Raw genomic sequence first — 17,575 nt, forward strand, 5'->3', positions numbered from 1 at the left:
ATAGCATCGCGACGAACCCAAGGCGGATCGCTGCGAGGAGCTTTCCACAAGCTGCGAAAATAGCGTCATAAATCAAAAAGAATGCCCGCCTCTGCGTCCCGCCTGCCCGCAAATACATCCTGAATCCGCCATACGCCATTTGGTGAAATCCGCTCTCCCGATTTTCTCTCCTGCACGCAGTATAATCCGTTGAGAGGATTCAGCACTTACCGTAACTTTGGATGGCATCAAAGGGATTTGGCGCGCCGATCGCTGCAGGAAGATTACACGGGAGATTTTTAATGCGGGGCGGATTTCGGGAATTTCTTCTCAGCGCGGCAGTTGTCGGGGCGGGTCTTGCCGGCCTCTGGGTCTGGCCCATCGTCACGGACGGGGGCGGCGCTGCAGTGGTCACGCGGATCGTGGAAATCTACCACAAGTCCAATGCCCGCCTCGGTCCGGCAATGGCGGTCCTGACGGGCCCGGCGCAGGATGCCCTGCCCCCCGTTCTTCAGCCTGCGGCGGATGAACCCCAGGCTCCTGCAGCTAGGATCGAGCCTGTGCGCCTTGCCGCGGCAGAGCCGGTCGTGTCGGCGCAATGCGCTGCCACGAGCCCCGACATCGACGCCGCCGTGATCGGGGACAGGCTGCAACTGCGCATCTTCGAGGCCTCGGTCCTCGCCGGAGTCGCGGGAACGCAAGGTGCTGAGGCATTGACAACCGACATCGTCTTCGAGCGGCTGGACCTTTCGGGCAGCTACGACGTCACCGGCACCGGCGCGATCTCGCTGCCCGCCATCGGCCGCGTCGATGTTCTCGGGCGCTCGCTTCCCTGCATCGAGGCAATCGTGGCAAAGCGGGTCTTCGAGCTGTTCCGCACGGCCAGCACGGTCAGCGCAGCCCATGCCGCCCGCCCTCCGATCCTGGTCCGGGGGGCGGTGCGTTCGCCCGGAGCGCATGCCCACAGCCCCGGCCTGACCGTGGAACGCGTGCTTGCCCAGGCCGGAGCGACCCAGGCACATGATCCCGCAAGCACCGTCCGCATGGTCGCGCTCGACTCGCGCCGCCGCGAGCTGGAAAGGGCCCGCGCTGGTCTGGAACTGGAACGGATGCGCCTTGAAGCCGCCATGGCCGGCAAGGAGCTTTTCCCCGAAAACGCGCTGACCGCGACGACGGTCCTGCTGGGCGCGGATCGCGTGGACAGCGAACGCGCCGCGCTTGCGGCCGAGACGATCACCCAGCTCATGCGCCAGGTGCACACCGCCGAGCATCTCCGGGACCTCGACGCCCGTATCGAAGCGGCGGAGCGCCAGCTCGAGATCGCGCAGACCCATTTCGACTATTTCGATCATCGCCGCCAGCAGCAGGCCGAGTTCCTCAAGAGCCGCACGATCACCGAGGCCCACCTGGACAGCACCACGATCAAGGCCATGCAGGCCGAGCAGGTCCTGCTGGAAAAGCAGGAAGCGCTTCTGCGGCTGCAGACCGAACGCCATCTTGCCGTGAACGGCGCGGCCCTTGCGGATGCCCAGCGCCAGAACGCGCTGGCGTCCGAGCTTCGCAACCTCACCGCGCGATCCGACGCGCTGGAAAGCGAATACCAGACGCTCGAGGCCGAGCTTGATGTCCTTCGCGACGGCGGCGCCCGGCTCGAGGTCACGATCGAACGGCAGGACGGCCCGGAAAGCACCCGGACCATCGCGGCCTCTCCTGCCACGCTTGTGCGGCCCGGCGATCTCGTCACCGTTTCACCGATGATGGAGGGGACGAAGAAATCGGCGCGGCTCGATGTCCGGAATCTTCCCCTTCCCGTGCGGAGCGCGCAGTCACAATGACCTCTCCATCAGAAGCGCCGGCCCGCGACGCGGGCTTCGAACCCGGCACCTCCCAGACCGAAAGCGCCGCCTTCCTGCGGGGCTTTCTCGGCAGCGCCGTCCTGCTGCTGATCATCAGGGCCGCAGAACCCCTGTTCTTCGGAGAGGACTACTTCTCGACCCTGACCTATCATCCGTTCTGGATCGTCGTGCTGCTTGCCGCCGTCCAGCACGGCCTGTTCGTGGGCGTAGCCACCGTGGGCCTTGCGACCCTCATGATGGGCTGGCCCCCCCGGCCGGTCGGCGTGGACATCACCGCCTATTACGCGGACATGGCAGCGACGCCAACGCAATGGCTGATCGTCGCGGTCATCATCGGCCTGTATCGCCAGGGACAGATCCGCCGCGACCAGCGCGTGCGGCGCGGCAATGCGCGCCTGATCGAGATGAACGACGCGCTGGCTAAGGAAATCTACAGGCTCGATGCCGCACTTGCCCGGGCAGAGCTTGCCGCGGCGACACGGCCCGACGGCGCGGCCCCGGCCTCTCCGGGCCCGGCTCTTGATGCGCTCCTGCACCTGTCCGACCCTGCCGCGGACCGCAATGACGCCTTCATCGCCGCGGCCCGCGCCTGCAGCGATGCGGACATTGCTCTGCTCGAGCGTTCCGCCGCGGGGGACATCGTCCTGACAGCAGCCACCGTCCCGGGGTTGGAGGCGTCTGTGCCCGTCGCGGCCAGAGAGTTGGCCGCTGCGATCAGAGGGGCAGATCCCTCCCTTCCGGCGCAGGTCCTGACGCCTGACGACCGGCACGCTCTCGCCGTTCCGATCATCATGGCCGGTGCGAGCGAACCGGTCGGTGCGATCGTGGGTTTCGTCGATTCCCCGGATGAACTTTCCGCGCTGAACTCTACGCTCGTCCATCTGGCGCGTGCTGTCGAAGCGTCGCACGTCCCGGTCCCCTCGCCTCGTGCCACCGCCCCAGCCACGGCAGGCCGGTTGCATGCCTGATGCCCTGTCCGTCCCTGTTCCAGCCGCGCGGCCGCAGTTCGGCCTCGGCCTGTTTGCCGGCATCGCCTGCCTGATGGACATCGTGCTGCTGCAAGGATGGCTTCAGGGGCGCCATGCCATGCTGGAAGTGATCGCCCTTCACACCGGCCTCGCGATCGGCCTCGGGGCGCTTGCCATGCTGGCGAGGCGCCGCTTCTCGCAACCCATCCTCGTCCGGGTCATCCTTCTCATCCTCTTCGGTCCCCTGGGCGGGCCGGCCCTCATGATCGCCGCGCCCGCCGCGCCGGCTTCGCGCAGAAAAGAGGCCGGACCGGCCCCGGCGACCGCCTCTCGGACGGCAGGCCCGGTCAGCGCCGACGACATCTTCGACAGGATCGTGCAGGGCCGGCGGCACCCGCTTCCCCGATCGCCGCTGTGCAGCTTGCTGAAGACCTTTACGGCGGGCAGCTTCCCCCAGCAGCAGGAGGCCATCGCGGCGATGTCCCGCGCCTATCATCCCGACATGCGTCCTGCCCTGTCGGCCGCGCTTGCATCCGCGACCCCTGCGATCCGGGTCCAGGCGGCCGCGGTCTATGCGAAGCTGCGCCGCACCTACGAGACGCGCGCCAAGGAATTGCTCGGGTCAGGCCGGTCCGCCGATCCGCCATGCGGCCCCGGACTTGCCGCCGAGTGCCTGACCGTCGCGGAATCCGGCTTCGTCGACCCGGAAACCGTGCGCGCCCTCAAGGATGTCTCGGCGCGGCTCGCGGTTTCCTCCCGCAGCCTTGCCCTGCCTGCGGCGCAGGGACCCGAGGCCCCGGCGCCCTGGCCCGCCCTGCGGCCCTTGCCGCGCCTCAAGCGACATGCCTGCGGAGGGCTGGGATGACCGCGTCATCACCGATGGCCGACGTCTGCATTGTCGTCGAGGGCTGCTATCCCTTCATATCGGGCGGCGTCTCATCCTGGATCGACTGGCTGATCAGGAACCAGCCGGGCACCAGCTTTTCGGTGGTGGCCATCGTGGCCGATGAACGCCCGCGCGAGATCAGGTACGAGATGCCCGCGAACCTGCTGGATTTCCAGGTGCTGGCCCTTGCGCCGCGGGTGCGCAAACCGGGCCTGCGCCAGCCCGACATCGATCCTGAGCGCCTGGCCGGTCTCATGTTCCGCGTGCTCAGAGAGGGCGATCTCGCGGCATTCGACGGCCTGCTCTCGCTTGTCGCGGAACCCGTCTGCCGCCGTCCCTTTCCCCGGTTCGGTGCGCCGCAGCCGCCCCTTTACAGCGATCTGACCGCATCGCGTGCCGCCTGGCACGCGATCGTCACCTGCTACGAACGCATCGCGCCGCATTCCGCCTTCAGCGACTTCTTCTGGGCCTGGCGAAATCTCGCAGGCAGCCTTCTTGCCGTTTCCACCGCCAGAATACCGCCCGCGCGCACCTACCACGCCACCTCGACGGGTTATGCCGGGTTGTTCGCCGTGCGAGCCGCGCGGACAACGGGCCGCACCGCCGCGATCACCGAACATGGCATCTATACCAACGAACGCCGCATCGACCTCGTCATGGCCGACTGGATCACCGATACCATCCACAGCGGCCTGTCGGGCCGGGACGGGCGGACGGACGTCCGGCGCTTCTGGATCGACGCCTTCGAATCCTTTGCCCGGATCGCCTATGACGGCGCCCATCGGATCACCACGCTTTACGGGGCCAACCAGTCCTTCCAGCGCGCGTTGGGCGCCCGTGAAGACAAGCTTTCCGTCATCCCGAACGGCATCGAGCTGAAGAAGTTCGCCGCAATCGTCCCCCAGCGCTCGGGCCGCCGCCCCACGGTGGCCCTTATCGGCCGCGTCGTGCCGATCAAGGACATCGAGGCCTATGTCGCCTCTGCCGCCATCGTCCGCCGCGCCATTCCCGACGTCCAGGTCCTGGTGATCGGCCCGACCGACGAAGACGAGGACTACCATGCCCTGTGCCGGCGGCGGGTCGCCGAACTGGGGCTGGAGGACACGGTGACGTTCACGGGCAAGGTCAACATCACCGATTACCTTCCCCGCATCGACGTCCTTGTCCTGACCAGCATCAGCGAGGCGCAGCCCCTGGTGCTTCTGGAAGCGGGCGCGGCCGGCATCCCCTGCGTCACGACGGACGTGGGGTCCTGCCGCGAGATCATCGAGGGCGCCGCGGACGAGCATCCCAACCTCGGTCCGGGCGGCAGGGTTGCCCCCGCCATGGACGCCGATGCCATCGGCGCCGGGATCGTGGAACTGATGACGGACGAGGCCCTGCGCCTTGCCTGCGGCGAGAACCTCCGCCGCCGCGTCGAACTATATTTCACGTCGGAAATCTCGGCCGCACGCTATGCGCGACTGTATCACGATCTGGTGGCCTGATGGGTCGGGACCTGCCCCGTCGCGCCGTGGTCCGCAGATGGCACGGTGAATTCCGTTGGTGGCTGTCGGACCCCCTGCTGAAACCTGTCCAACGCTTTGCCGCGGCCATCATCGTCGCAGCCGGGCCATGGCTCGTCTCGGTCTTCGCGCTGGCCATCATCTCGGTCACCATGACGCCCGCGATGGGCCTTGCCGCGGTCGAGGATTTCCGCCTGACCGTGGTCTACGCCTTCTGCATCGCCCCCCTTGCGACCGGTCCGATCGGCGCGATCGCGGCGCGGCGCGTGGTGGTCGAGGTCCAGGCCGGCAACCATGCCCGCGTGCCGGAACTGTTCATTGCCGCGGGCGCCTGTTCCGCGCTTGTCGCCCAGATCATCGCGGTCCTGGCCTGCCTGCTTCTGGGCGTCCGGCCCATCGGGGTCGCGACGGGACTGGTCTCGCTGACGGCCGCCGCCGCGCTGCTCTGGACCAGCTTCGCCATCCTTTCAGCGGTCAGCGCCTATGGTTTCCTGATCGCGGCCCTCACGGGGGGGATGGTCTTCTCGGTGCTTTGCACGCTGGTGGCTGCCAGCATCACGCCGACGACCGAGATGCTCATCTGGTGCTTCATCGCGGGGGTGCTGTTCTGCGTGACCCTGTGCCTGCGGCATGTCCAGCTGCATTTCCCCAGCCGCTACGACGCGTTCCTGCCGACGGCGCAGGGCCTGCTTGCAGATCTGCGCGGCAATGCCGTGCTGTGCGCCGGCGTCCTGTTTGCCATCTGCGGCGTCTGGATCGACAAATGGACCTTCTGGTTCGGCCCGCACAGCGTCCGTTCAGAGGCCGGGCTGCTTCATTACAGCCTTTACGACAGCGTCATGTTTCTTGCCCACCTGTCGGTGATCCCCAGTTACGCCGCGCTTCTGGTCTTCCATCACGGAGACCTGGTTGCGGCCACCGAACGCTTCAAGGCCGCACTTGCGGCCCGCGCGACCCATGGCGTGATACGCGCGCGCATCGACGATCTCGAGCGCACCGTCTGGAGCGGGATGTTCACCATCGCCTTCGTTCAGGGGGCGATCACTGCCGGCCTTATTCTCATGGCGCCGCTGATGGCCCGGTTCCTCGACTTCAGCTTCAACCAGTTCCTCATGCTGCGGATCGCTCTTATCGGCGTATGCCTGCATGGCGTCATGTTCCTGTGCTGCGCGATGCTTCTGGTTGCCAACCGCACCCGCCACTTCATGCTGATCCAGGCCGGCTTCCTGGTACTCAACCTGACGATGAGCCTTCTGTTCTATGCTTTTGTCGGCATATCCGCCTATGCCTTCTTCATCAGCTCGCTTCTGGGCGCCCTGGCGGCCTTTTACTGCGCCTACCGGGCCATCCACGATTATGATTATCTCACCTTGCTCGGCGAGAATGACTCGCTTTACACACAGTGATTCGTCGGCCGCTTCGTTTTCTCGTGCAAAAGTTGCATCGGCCCACATAATTATCTGAATAGTTGTGTGAAATCTTGAAATAACTGCTACGTGATGCTTGCATTTGCAGAGATCTCCCTATCCTCATAAATAAAAGCATTAACTTTCAGTAGCTTGCTTTCTGCTGCGGAGATGAGGCAGGACAATCAGGATTTGCCTGTTTAATTTGTGGGACAGGGTTGCACCAACGTAGGGGCAACTCTCCGTCTGGTTACCGGACCTCAAGAAAGGAGGCAAAAAGGATGAATCCTTGCGCAATCTTCATTCTTGACACGAACGAACTTCGTGCCGCAGGATATGCCACTCTTCTCATGCCGCTCGCCTCTCGTTCGGACGCCGAACTGCACGTCGCGCTGCGGCTTGCCGATTTCCAGGATCTTTCGAACTGCGAATGCCTTGCCTGCCTCTACTGCGTCGGCGGCCGTTCGTTGAAGGATGAAGAGGTGGCCGGCACGATCTCCGGCTTGCACGAAATTTTCGCCCATCTTCCCGTGATCGTCCTTTCGGATCTGTCCGGGCCCGAGGAAATCGCTGCTGCCATGCAGGCGGGATTGCGCGGCTTCCTTCCCACGACGATGCCGACCCATGTGGCGATCGCGGCCATCCAGTTCATCCTGGCCGGTGGGACCTATGTGCCCCACGCGACCGAAGCGTCGCCGCGCCCCGTAGCTGCTGCGCCGACGGCGACCCGCGTCTCCCATGCCGGTTTCCCGCGGCTGGTGCGCTCTCCTGCACAGCCATGGGCCACCGTGCCCGAACCGCAAGCCGCCCGAAGCGAAAAGCAGGCACCCGAGGAAACCGCTTCGACCGCTCCGCTGCGACAGCGCCATGTCGAGGTCCTCACTTCCCTGAGCAAAGGGCATCCCAACAAGGTCATCGCCCGACAGCTCAACCTCACCGAAGCCACCGTCAAGCTGTACGTCCGGCAACTGATGAAGATCTTCCACGCGGAAAATCGCACCCAGCTAGCGCTTCATGCATCCAACCATCCGCAGGTCAGGAAACTTGCCGCGTCAGGTTGAAGCAGCGAATCGCGCAGAACTTGCTGGAGGATGGTGTCACTGACAGCACCCCCGAAGGCACGAGAGCTAGCCGCCACTGCGCCGACCACTCCAAGCCCCGTTTCACTCCGTTTGAACCAGAGTCTCCGCCTCTCCCCGCGCGCGCTCGATCTCGCGCCAGCGGGCGACGTTGGCGTTGTGCTCCTCCAGCGTCCGGGCAAAGGCATGGCCGCCGGTGCCGTCGGCCACGAAGAACAGGTAGTCGCTGTCGGCCGGGTTCAGCGCGGCCTCGATCGCGGCGCGGCCGGGGTTGGCGATGGGCGTCGGCGGCAGGCCGTCCACCTGATAGGTGTTGTAGGGCGTCCGCCGGTCCAGTTCCGACCGCCGCAATCCCCGGTCCAGAACTTCGCGCCCGTTCGTCACGCCGTAGATCACCGTCGGGTCGGTCTGCAGCCGCATCCCTTCGCGCAGGCGGTTGACGAAGACCGCCGCCACCGTCGGCCGCTCGGCGGCGATGCCGGTTTCCTTTTCCACGATCGAGGCCATGGTCAGCGCCTCCTCGGGCGAGCCATAGGGCAGGCCGAAGGGCCGGCTTTCCCATGCGGCGGTCAGGGCCGCATCCTGCGCCACCCGCATCCGGTCGATCAGTTCGCGCCGGCTGCCGCCCTGCGTGACCTCGTAGGTGTCGGGCGCCAGCGTCCCCTCGGGCGGCAGCGGCCCAACCGGGCCTTCCAGGAACGGCGCCTGCCGGATGCCCTCGACCACCTGCCAGGCGGTCGTGCCCTCGGCCACGGCCACCCGCAGCCGCGCGCCCGGACGGTCCACCGCCTGCACGATGGCCTCGGGCGGCTCGCCCGCCAAGGGGTCGTGGCGGACGCGGTCCTCGTAGCGGCCGTTTTCCGGATTCAGGTCGCGCAGAACCAGCGCGTTGTCGCGCACGCCGACGCGGAAGATCACCTCGGTCCCGCAGGTGGACGGCCCGCCCGCCGTGATCGTGTCCACCACCTCGGCCATGCTGGCATGCGGCGGGACGAGGTAACTGCCGAACTTCAACTGCCCGGCCTTGCCCGCGTAATCCGCCCCGGTTCGCAGGATATAGGGAGAGGTGATGACGCCCTGCGCTTCAAGCTGCTTGCTGACCTCGTTCAGCCGCGCGCCCTGCGGGATTTCCACGCATTGCGCGGCGGCACTCGGCCCCGGCGCAACATACTGGTTCCGCCCCCATGCGACCGCGACCGCCACCCCGATCAGGATGACGACCAGCAGCGTCAGGAAGTTGGAGGCGATGGAGCGCCACATCAGTCGCGGACCCTGCCCACGACCAGCGTCGCATTGGTGCCGCCGAAGCCGAAGCTGTTGGACAGCGCCACGTCGACCCTGCGCCTCACGGCGGCGTTGGCGGCCAGGTCGATGGGGGTCTCGCGCGCCGGATTGTCCAGGTTCAGCGTCGGCGGCGCGATCTGGTCGCGGATCGAGAGGATGCAGAAGATCGCCTCGACCGCGCCCGCAGCCCCCAGCAGGTGCCCGATGGACGACTTGGTCGAGGACATGGTGACGTTCTTCGCGTGATCGCCCAGCAGGCGTTCCACCGCCCCAAGCTCGATCACGTCGGCCATGGTCGAGGTCCCATGCGCGTTGATGTAGTCGATGGAGGACGCCTTTAACCCCGCCCGCTTCAGCGCCGCCGCCATGGACCGGAAGCCGCCGTCGCCGTCCTCGCTGGGCGCGGTGATGTGATAAGCGTCGCCCGACAGGCCGTAGCCCAGCACCTCGGCATAGACCTTAGCGCCGCGCGCCTTGGCGTGTTCATATTCCTCCAGCACGACGACGCCCGCGCCCTCGCCCATGACGAAGCCGTCGCGGTCGTTGTCCCACGGGCGGCTGGCCGCCTTCGGATCGTTGTCGCGCTTGGTCGACAGCGCCTTGCAGGCGTTGAACCCCGCGATGCCGATTTCAGATATGGGCGATTCGGCCCCGCCCGCCACCATCACGTCGGCGTCGCCCACCGCGATCAGCCGCGCCGCGTCGCCGATGGCGTGCGCCCCGGTGGAACAGGCCGTCACCACCGCATGGTTCGGCCCCTTGAAGCCGAAGCGGATCGACACCTGCCCGCTGACAAGGTTGATGAGCGAGCCGGGGATGAAGAAGGGCGATACCCGCTTCGGCCCGCGTTCCTTGATGAGAACCGCCGTCTCGGCGATGGTCGAAAGCCCGCCGATGCCCGAGCCGATCATCACGCCGGTGCGCTCGCGCTCGTCCTCGGTCGCGGGCTCCCAGCCGGAATCCTTCACCGCCTGCTGGGCGGCGGCCATCCCGTAAAGGATGAAGTCATCGACCTTGCGCCGGTCCTTGGGGTCCATCCAGTCATCGGGGTTGAAGCTGCCGTCGGGGCCATCCCCGAAGGGGATCTCGCAGGCATATTTCGTCACCACGTCCGAGGCGTCGAAGCGCGTGATCGCCCCCGCCCCCGACTGCCCTGCCAGCAGCCGCGACCAGGTTTCCTCGAACCCGCACGCCAGCGGCGTGACCATCCCCAGCCCGGTGACGACGACCCTTCGCATCGATCTTCCTTCCCATCGCTTGAACTTCGGCTGAATACACGCGGGCCGTGCGCCGCGCAACGCGCGCGTGGCAGCCTTCCGCGCGCCCGCGCCGATCCGTCTTCACATTGCATTGTCGGAACTTTACCGATGCTGCCTTGTTGAACGCGCGCCGATCCGGCCTAATCTGGCGCAAGCCCCCCGATTGGGCCGCCGTCGATCAACCGCCGACCGAAGGAACCGCAAGATGAGCACCGAAACCCAGGCCCGCGCCCAGGCCGCGCTGCCCGAATTGCAGGCCGTGACCTCGGTCGTGCTGCCCGAACCTGCCGGAGAGGTCGTGCCGCTGGAACGCGCCGACACGCCCGTGGCCCACGCCATCCGCCAGCGCATGGACGAGATCGACCTGAAGGACACGACCTCGATCGTGCATTTCGGATCGCGCGCGCAGGCGGGGTTGCAGGAAATCAGCCAGTCGATGCTGGCGGATGTCAAGAACAAGGACATCGGCCCGGCGGGCGATTCTCTGCGCGACATCGTGTCCACCATCCGCGGCTTCTCGGTCAGCGAGCTTGACGTGCGGCGCAAGCGGTCGTGGTGGGAAAGGCTGCTGGGCCGCGCCGCGCCCTTTGCCAAGTTCGTGGCCAATTACGAAGAGGTGCAGGGCCAGATCGACAAGATCACCACCGATCTGGAAAGCCACCAGCACACGCTGCTCAAGGACATCAAGTCGCTGGACGTGCTCTATGAACGCACACTCGATTTCTACGATGAACTCGCGCTGTATATCGCGGCGGGCGAGGAAAAGCTGCGCGAACTCGACCGGGACGTGATCCCCGCCAAGGAACGCGAGGTTCAGGCCGCCCCCAACGACGGCGCCATCCTTGAGGCGCAGGAACTGCGCGACCTGCGCGCCACCCGCGACGACCTGGAACGGCGGGTCCATGACCTCAAGCTGACGCGGCAGGTCACGATGCAGTCGCTGCCCTCGATCCGGCTGGTGCAGGAAAACGACAAGTCGCTGGTGACGAAGATCAGCTCGACGCTGGTGAACACCGTGCCGTTGTGGGAAACCCAGTTGGCGCAGGCGGTGACGATCCAGCGGTCGTCGCAGGCCGCGGCCTCGGTCAAGCAGGCCACCGATCTGACCAACGACCTGCTGACATCGAACGCGAAGAACCTGCGCGATGCCAATGTCCGCATCCGCACCGAAATGGAACGCGGTGTCTTCGACATCGAATCGGTCCGCACTGCCAATGCCGAACTGATCGCCACCATCGAGGACTCCTTGCGCATCGCCGACGAGGGCAAGGCCCGTCGCGCCGCCGCGGAAATGGACTTGCAGAAGATGGAATCCGAACTGCGTCAGACCCTTTCCGCCTCGCGCGCGCGCCCGCAGGCTCTCGCCACCAAGGGCGCCGCGACGATCACGCCCCGGGCGTGAGCGCCGATGCCCCAGCCAGACCGGACCCTCTTGTGACCGATCTTTTCAGCACCCATCGCGCCGTCCCTTTCGGGGGGCGGCGTTTCGCCATGCTGGCGCTGCTGGCGCTGACCGCCTGCGCCCCCCGGCCCGACCCCGTCCCACCGCCGACGCCTGCCCAGCGCCCTGCCGTGATCCCTGCCCCGTCGCCCCGGCCCGAGATCTCGCAGGAACAGTTGCGCCGCGAACGCGCCGAGGCAGCCCGGATGGCAGCGGCCCGCGCCGCCACCCCGGCCAGCGCGACAATGGCCCAGTATCTTTCCGGCGTGCAGGACAGCCTGCTGTCCCGGGGCCTGCTGCGCGCCGACGCGGGCACGCCCCCCGATGCGGCGCGTCTTGCCGAGGATTTCATCCAGATCGCGCTGCGCGACGAATATGTGATGCAGGACGGCCGGCTGGTCCCGCAATCCCGCCCTGCTCCCCTGCGCCGCTGGGAACGACCCGTCCGCATCTCTGTCGTTTTCGGCGATTCGGTCCTGCCCGCCGCCCGGACCCGCGACCGCGCCCTAGTGGCGGACTTCGCCGCGCGCCTGCAGCGGATCACCGGCCACCCGGTCGGCCTGACCGGATCGGGCGGCAACTTCGTCGTCCTGTTCGTGAACGAGGACGAGCGCCGCGCCATCGGCCCCCGCCTCGCCGCGCTGGTCCCCGGCATCCCGCCTTCCGACATCCGCGCGATCGAGGGGCTGTCGCCGCAGAATTACTGCACCGTCTTCGCCTATTCCCCCGGCGCGGGCGCGGCCTATTCCAACGCTGTCGCCGTGATCCGGGCCGAACTGCCCGAGCGCCTGCGCCTCAGCTGCATCCACGAGGAACTGGCACAGGGCATGGGCCTTGCCAACGACAGCCCGGACGCCCGCCCCTCGATCTTCAACGACGACGAGGAATTCGCTTATCTGACCGCCCATGACGAGCGCCTGCTGAAGATGCTCTACGACCGCCGCCTGCGCCCCGGCATGACCGAGGCCGAAGCGCGCCCCATCGTCGCCCGTATCGCCGCCGAGCTTGCGCCGGAACCCGCGCCCCGCCCCGGCGCTTGATGCCCGAAAGGAGGAAACCATGGTCCTCGACTTCCTGACCGGAGAGTTCATCGACGTCATCGAATGGGTGGACGACACCCGCGACACGATGGTCTGGCGCTATGAAACCCGCGGCCGCGCGATCAAGTACGGCGCCAAGCTGACCGTGCGCGAAGGCCAGGCCGCCGTCTTCGTCCACGAGGGGCAGTTGGCCGACACCTTCGGCCCCGGCCTCTACATGCTGGAAACCAACAACATGCCGGTGCTGACGCGGCTTCAGCACTGGCATCACGGCTTCCGCAGCCCGTTCAAGTCGGAAATCTACTTCGTCAACACGACGCGCTTCAACGACCAGAAATGGGGCACCCGCAACCCCATCATCGCCCGCGATCCCGAATTCGGCCCCGTCCGCCTGCGCGCCTTCGGCACCTATTCGATGCGCGTGACCGACCCCGCCCGCTTCATGTCCGAAATCGTGGGCACCGACGGAGAGTTCACCGCAGACGAGATCAGCTACCAGCTTCGCAACGTGATCGTGCAGGAATTCTCGCGCGTGATCGCCTCCTCGGGCATCCCGGTCCTCGACATGGCCGCGAACACGCAGGATCTGGGGAAGATCGTCGCCACCGCCATCGAGCCTACCGTCGCCCAATACGGCCTCACGATCCCCGAATTCTATATCGAGAACATCAGCCTCCCCGACGAGGTCGAGCGGATGCTCGACAAGCGCACCTCGATGGGGATCGTGGGCGATCTCAGCCGCTTTGGCCATTACGCTCAGGCGGAATCCATGCTGAACGCCTCGACCCGCGATACCAGCATGGGCGCGGGCATCGGTGCCGGGATGGGTGCGGCCCTCGGCATGGGCATGGCTGGCGGGATGCTGCGCGGCCCTTGGGGTCCGGCTTCGCCGCAGCCGCCGCAGGTTCCGGCGCAACAGCCCAACATGATCGCGCCCCCGCCGATCCCCTCGGAACCGGTCTGGCACGTCGCCCTCGACGGCCAGCCCGGCGGCCCCTATGGCAAGGCCGACCTCGGCCGCCTGATGAACGAGGGCCGCTTCACCCGCGACACGCTGGTCTGGACCCCTGGTCAGGACGGCTGGAAGGAAGCCGACGACGTTCCCGCCCTCGCCCAGCTCTTCACCATGCTGCCTCCGCCGCTGCCGCAGAAATAGCCCTGCTTTTTCTTCTTTGCCCAAATATCCCGGGGGTCCGGGGGCTGGCCCCCGGTCCTGTGTCTCCGCCAGCGGACCCGAGCCGATGCCCACACCGCAGATCGAACACCGCTACCCTTGCGAAAGCTGCGGCGGCAGCCTGCAGTTCGCGCCCGGCCAGGACGCGCTGGCCTGCCCCTATTGCGGCCACCTGCAGCGCATCTCTCCCGGCGCCGACCGCGCCCCCGCCCGCCAGCCCGAAGAACAGGACCTGCTCCTGCGCGATCCGGCCACTGGCCGCGCGATCCAGTGGGACGCGGGCCACAAATCGCCGCAACTGCAGGAAATCCCGCTGGAGCGGGGTCTCCGCCTCGACGATCGCAGTGACCTGACGGAAACCGTCCGCACCCTCTCCTGCCCCAACTGCGGCGCGAAGATCGAGCGTGGCACCGACACCCATGCCGGCCGCTGCCCTTTCTGCGCCACCCCGGTCGTCACCGACACCGGCACCACCCGCCTCATCAAACCGCAGGGAGTCCTTCCCTTCGTTCTCACGCAGGACCAGGCACGCGGGGCGCTGGATACCTGGCTCAAGGGCCTCTGGTTCGCACCGAACGGCCTTCAGCAATACGCCCGCAAGGGGCGCAGGATGCAGGGCGTCTATTCGCCCTTCTGGACCTTCGACGCCGACACCCGCACCGCCTATCACGGCCAGCGCGGCGACCACTATTACGAAACCGTCTACATCACCCAAGAGGTGAACGGCCGCACGCAGCGCGTTCCCCAGCAGGTCCAGCGCACCCGCTGGTCCCGCGCCGCGGGCCGGGTCGCGCGGTCCTTCAACGACGTGCTGATCCTCGCCTCGACCTCGCTGCCCCGCCGCTACACCGACGCGCTGGCCCCCTGGGACCTGTCGCACCTCGCCGCCTACGATCCCCGCTATCTTTCGGGCTTCCAGGCCGAGGGTTACACGGTTCCCCTGACCGACGGCCACGCCATCGCCCGGCAGGAGATGGCGGGCGTGATCGCCATGGACGTGCGCCGCGACATCGGCGGCGACGTCCAGCGGATCGAGGCGATGGACACCGACCACAGCAACGAGACCTTCAAGCACGTCCTGTTGCCGGTCTGGCTCGCGGCCTACAAATACAACGGTAAAAGCTATCGCTTCGTCGTCAACGGCCAGTCCGGGCGGGTGCAGGGCGACCGCCCCTGGTCGGTCTGGAAGATCGCGCTTGCCGTCATCGTGGCGCTGCTGGCGGCGGCGATCCTGCTGGTCGCCAGCGAAGGCGGCGGCATCCGTCTCGGCGCAGCAGGATCTGCGCCGGGCATCTTCGCGCCGGTCCGCCATGCATCGGCTCAGGCGCCCCCTGAGGCGCCTTGGCTCGCAGATCCCGCAGTGCAGGCGCTTTCCCTACCGCTTCAGACCGCATGACGGCACCATCGGGGACGGGCCGATGATCCTTTGCACGGGCGAAGCGCTGATCGACATGGTTCCGCAGCCGGACAGAGCCTTTCGGCCGCTGCCCGGCGGCTCGGTCTACAACACTGCCCTTGCCCTCGGCCGCCTTGGCGCAAGCGCGGGATTCCTGTGGCCGATCTCACGCGACGGCTTCGCCAATCTCCTGCTGCGCCCGCTGGCCGAGGCGGGCGTGGATACCTCCGCCTGCCCCCGCAGCGACCGTCCGACGACCCTCGCCCTCGTCAGCCTTGCGAGGGGCGAGGCGCGCTACACCTTCCACGACGAAGGCTCGGCGGGCCGGATGTTCTCCGCAGGCGACCTGCCGTCCCTGCCCCCGGACCTGCAGGCGCTGTTCATCGGCGGAATCAGCCTGGCCGCCGAGCCGTGCGGCGCGACCGTGGAAACATTCGCCGAACGTGCGGCCGCTAGCGGCGTACCGGTCATGCTCGACCCGAACCTGCGCCCGTTTTTCATCACCGACGAACCCGCTCTCCGCGCCCGGCTCGACCGACTCTTCGGCCTTGCCGCGATCATCAAGCTCTCCGCCGACGACTGCGGCTGTCTCTGGCCCGGAACGAACCACGAGGCAATCGCCCGCGACCTGCTCGCCCGCGGCACCCGCCTGGTCCTGATGACCAGGGGCGCGCAGGGCGCCGCCGCAATCACCCCCCGCCACAGGGTCGAAGTGCCAGCCATTCCCGTCACCGTGGCCGACACCATCGGCGCAGGCGACACCTTCAACGCCGGCATCCTCGACGCGCTTTCCCGCGCAGGCGCCCTGCACAGGCTGGATGACCTCGACGCGCCGACCCTAACCGCAGCCCTGTCCCACGCCGCGCGGGCCGCCGCCGTCACCGTCTCGCGCCCCGGCGCGAACCCGCCCTGGCGCCACGAACTCGCCTGAGCTTCTTCTTTGCCCAAATATCCGGGGGGGGACGGGGGCAAAGCCCCCGCACGCATGGCGCAGGGGCAAAGCCCCTTCCGCCTCATCCCTCCAGCGAAGCCGCCGCGCGGTGCAGCCGCGCCACCGCTTCGGAAATCTCCTCGTCGGAAATGTTCAAGGGCGGCAGCAGCCGCACCACATTGTCCGCCGCGGGCACCGTCAGCAGATGCTCGTCATAGGCGGCGCTGACCACCTCGGTCGGGGCGAGCTTGCAGCGCAGGCCCAGCATCAGCCCGACCCCGCGCACGCCCTTGAAGACATCGGGATGGGCCGCCACCAGCCCTTCCAGCTTCTGCCGGAAGAGCGCCCCCTTGCGGTTCACCTCGGCCAGAAAAGCCTCGTCCGCGATGATCTCCATCACCCGGATGCCCACCGCGCAGGCCAGCGGGTTGCCGCCATAGGTGGACCCGTGGCTGCCGACGCCCATGCCGCTGGCGGCTTCTTCGGTGGCCAGCACCGCGCCCAGCGGAAAGCCCCCCCCGATGCCCTTGGCGACCATCATGATGTCGGGCGTGATCCCCGCCCATTCATGCGCGAACAGCCGCCCCGTCCGGCCCATGCCGCATTGCACCTCGTCCAGCACCAGCAGCGCGCCCGCCTGGTCGCACAGCGCGCGGACCCGGCGGAGATCCTCGTCCGCCATCGGGCGGATGCCGCCCTCGCCCTGCAGCGGCTCCAGCATCACCGCCGCTGTCCGGTCGGAAATCGCCGCCTCCAGCGCCGCCATGTCCCCCCAGGGCAACGTGCGGAATCCCGGCATCAGGGGGCCGTAGCCCCTCGTCATCTTCTCGGACCCGGCGGCCGCGATGGCGCCAGTGGACCGGCCGTGGAAGGCGCCCTCGAAGGTCAGGATCTCGATCCGGTCAGGCTGGCCATTCTCGGACCAGTATTTGCGGACCATCTTGATCGCCAGTTCCGCCGCCTCGGTGCCCGAGTTCGTCACGAAGACCGTATCGGCGAAGGTTCTGTCCACCAGCAACTCGGCCAGCCGCTGCTGCTGGGGGATCTGGTAAAGGTTGGAAACGTGCCAGATCCGGCCCGCCTGCTCGGTCAGTGCCGTGACCAGATCGGGATTCGCATGGCCCAGCGCGTTGACCGCGATGCCCGCGCCGAGGTCGAGGTATCGGGTGCCGTCCACGGCAATGGCCCAGGCGCCCTCGCCCCGGTCAAAGGCGAGGGACGCGCGGTTGTAGGTCGGCAGGACGGCGTCGATCATGGGTCGGTCCCTTGGCTTTTGCTGGATTTCAGACGAACGAACGGCCCTGTCAGGCAAGGCGCGCGGCGGGACGCATCAGCGTCGCAGATCAGGTCGAATCGTCGTCATGCGGGCAG

14 protein-coding genes are annotated in these 17,575 nt (G+C 67.3%); 11 read left to right on the forward strand and 3 right to left on the reverse strand.

The window, feature by feature from the left end:
• Positions 1–281: 281 nt before the first annotated feature.
• The 6 genes from JGR78_RS08600 (at position 282) to JGR78_RS08625 (ending at position 7,661) form a co-directional block, all read left to right on the forward strand.
• A complete protein-coding gene (locus JGR78_RS08600) occupies positions 282–1,814 on the forward strand; it encodes a polysaccharide biosynthesis/export family protein (protein ID WP_182804206.1) in 1,533 nt (510 codons plus the stop codon).
• Positions 1,811–2,803 carry a hypothetical protein gene (locus JGR78_RS08605; RefSeq protein ID WP_182804204.1) on the forward strand — a complete coding sequence of 331 codons (993 nt, stop codon included), beginning with the start codon at positions 1,811–1,813 and terminating at the stop codon, positions 2,801–2,803. The genes JGR78_RS08600 and JGR78_RS08605 overlap by 4 nt, the downstream gene beginning before the upstream one ends.
• A complete protein-coding gene (locus JGR78_RS08610; RefSeq protein WP_182791821.1) occupies positions 2,796–3,668 on the forward strand; it encodes a hypothetical protein in 873 nt (290 codons plus the stop codon). Before JGR78_RS08605 ends, JGR78_RS08610 begins: the two co-directional genes overlap by 8 nt.
• A gap of 14 nt (positions 3,669–3,682) precedes the next feature.
• Entirely contained in the window at positions 3,683–5,176 is a 1,494-nt protein-coding gene (pelF, locus tag JGR78_RS08615; RefSeq protein WP_234450687.1) for a GT4 family glycosyltransferase PelF, read from the forward strand.
• Complete coding sequence (gene pelG / locus JGR78_RS08620; RefSeq protein ID WP_182804200.1) at positions 5,176–6,600, forward strand: exopolysaccharide Pel transporter PelG; 1,425 nt, start codon at positions 5,176–5,178, stop codon at positions 6,598–6,600. The genes pelF and pelG overlap by 1 nt, the downstream gene beginning before the upstream one ends.
• Before the next feature lie 281 nt (positions 6,601–6,881).
• Positions 6,882–7,661: a response regulator transcription factor gene (locus JGR78_RS08625; RefSeq protein WP_182791818.1), complete on the forward strand. Its 780-nt coding sequence runs from the start codon at positions 6,882–6,884 to the stop codon at positions 7,659–7,661.
• Between the two features lie 102 nt (positions 7,662–7,763).
• On the opposite strand, the gene mltG is transcribed toward JGR78_RS08625, so the two are convergent.
• Together mltG and fabF are read right to left on the reverse strand one after the other, a co-directional pair.
• Positions 7,764–8,939, reverse strand: coding sequence for an endolytic transglycosylase MltG (gene mltG, locus JGR78_RS08630; RefSeq protein ID WP_182804198.1), 1,176 nt, complete (start codon positions 8,937–8,939; stop codon positions 7,764–7,766).
• On the reverse strand, positions 8,939–10,201 hold the full coding sequence (gene fabF, locus JGR78_RS08635) for a beta-ketoacyl-ACP synthase II (RefSeq protein ID WP_182804196.1): 1,263 nt from the start codon (positions 10,199–10,201) through the stop codon (positions 8,939–8,941). The genes mltG and fabF overlap by 1 nt, the downstream gene beginning before the upstream one ends.
• Before the next feature lie 226 nt (positions 10,202–10,427).
• Here fabF and JGR78_RS08640 point away from each other — a divergent pair, with 226 nt between their 5' ends.
• The 5 genes from JGR78_RS08640 to JGR78_RS08660 all read left to right on the forward strand — a co-directional run bounded on the left by JGR78_RS08640 (position 10,428) and on the right by JGR78_RS08660 (position 16,204).
• Positions 10,428–11,624, forward strand: coding sequence for a toxic anion resistance protein (locus tag JGR78_RS08640; protein ID WP_182791815.1), 1,197 nt, complete (start codon positions 10,428–10,430; stop codon positions 11,622–11,624).
• Positions 11,625–11,713: 89 nt separating this feature from the next.
• On the forward strand, positions 11,714–12,703 hold the full coding sequence (locus tag JGR78_RS08645) for a DUF2927 domain-containing protein (protein WP_182804334.1): 990 nt from the start codon (positions 11,714–11,716) through the stop codon (positions 12,701–12,703).
• Between the two features lie 19 nt (positions 12,704–12,722).
• Positions 12,723–13,859: an SPFH domain-containing protein gene (locus tag JGR78_RS08650; protein ID WP_182791814.1), complete on the forward strand. Its 1,137-nt coding sequence runs from the start codon at positions 12,723–12,725 to the stop codon at positions 13,857–13,859.
• 85 nt (positions 13,860–13,944) lie between these two features.
• Complete coding sequence (locus JGR78_RS08655; RefSeq protein ID WP_234450689.1) at positions 13,945–15,273, forward strand: zinc ribbon domain-containing protein; 1,329 nt, start codon at positions 13,945–13,947, stop codon at positions 15,271–15,273.
• A 22-nt stretch (positions 15,274–15,295) separates the two neighbouring features.
• Positions 15,296–16,204, forward strand: coding sequence for a carbohydrate kinase (locus JGR78_RS08660; RefSeq protein ID WP_182791813.1), 909 nt, complete (start codon positions 15,296–15,298; stop codon positions 16,202–16,204).
• Positions 16,205–16,286: 82 nt separating this feature from the next.
• Here the strand turns inward: JGR78_RS08660 and JGR78_RS08665 are convergent, their stop codons facing one another.
• Entirely contained in the window at positions 16,287–17,459 is a 1,173-nt protein-coding gene (locus tag JGR78_RS08665; protein ID WP_182804194.1) for an aspartate aminotransferase family protein, read from the reverse strand.
• Between the last annotated feature and the right edge of the window lie 116 nt (positions 17,460–17,575).

Source organism: Paracoccus sp. MC1862 (assembly GCF_016617715.1).
Lineage (GTDB): Bacteria > Pseudomonadota > Alphaproteobacteria > Rhodobacterales > Rhodobacteraceae > Paracoccus.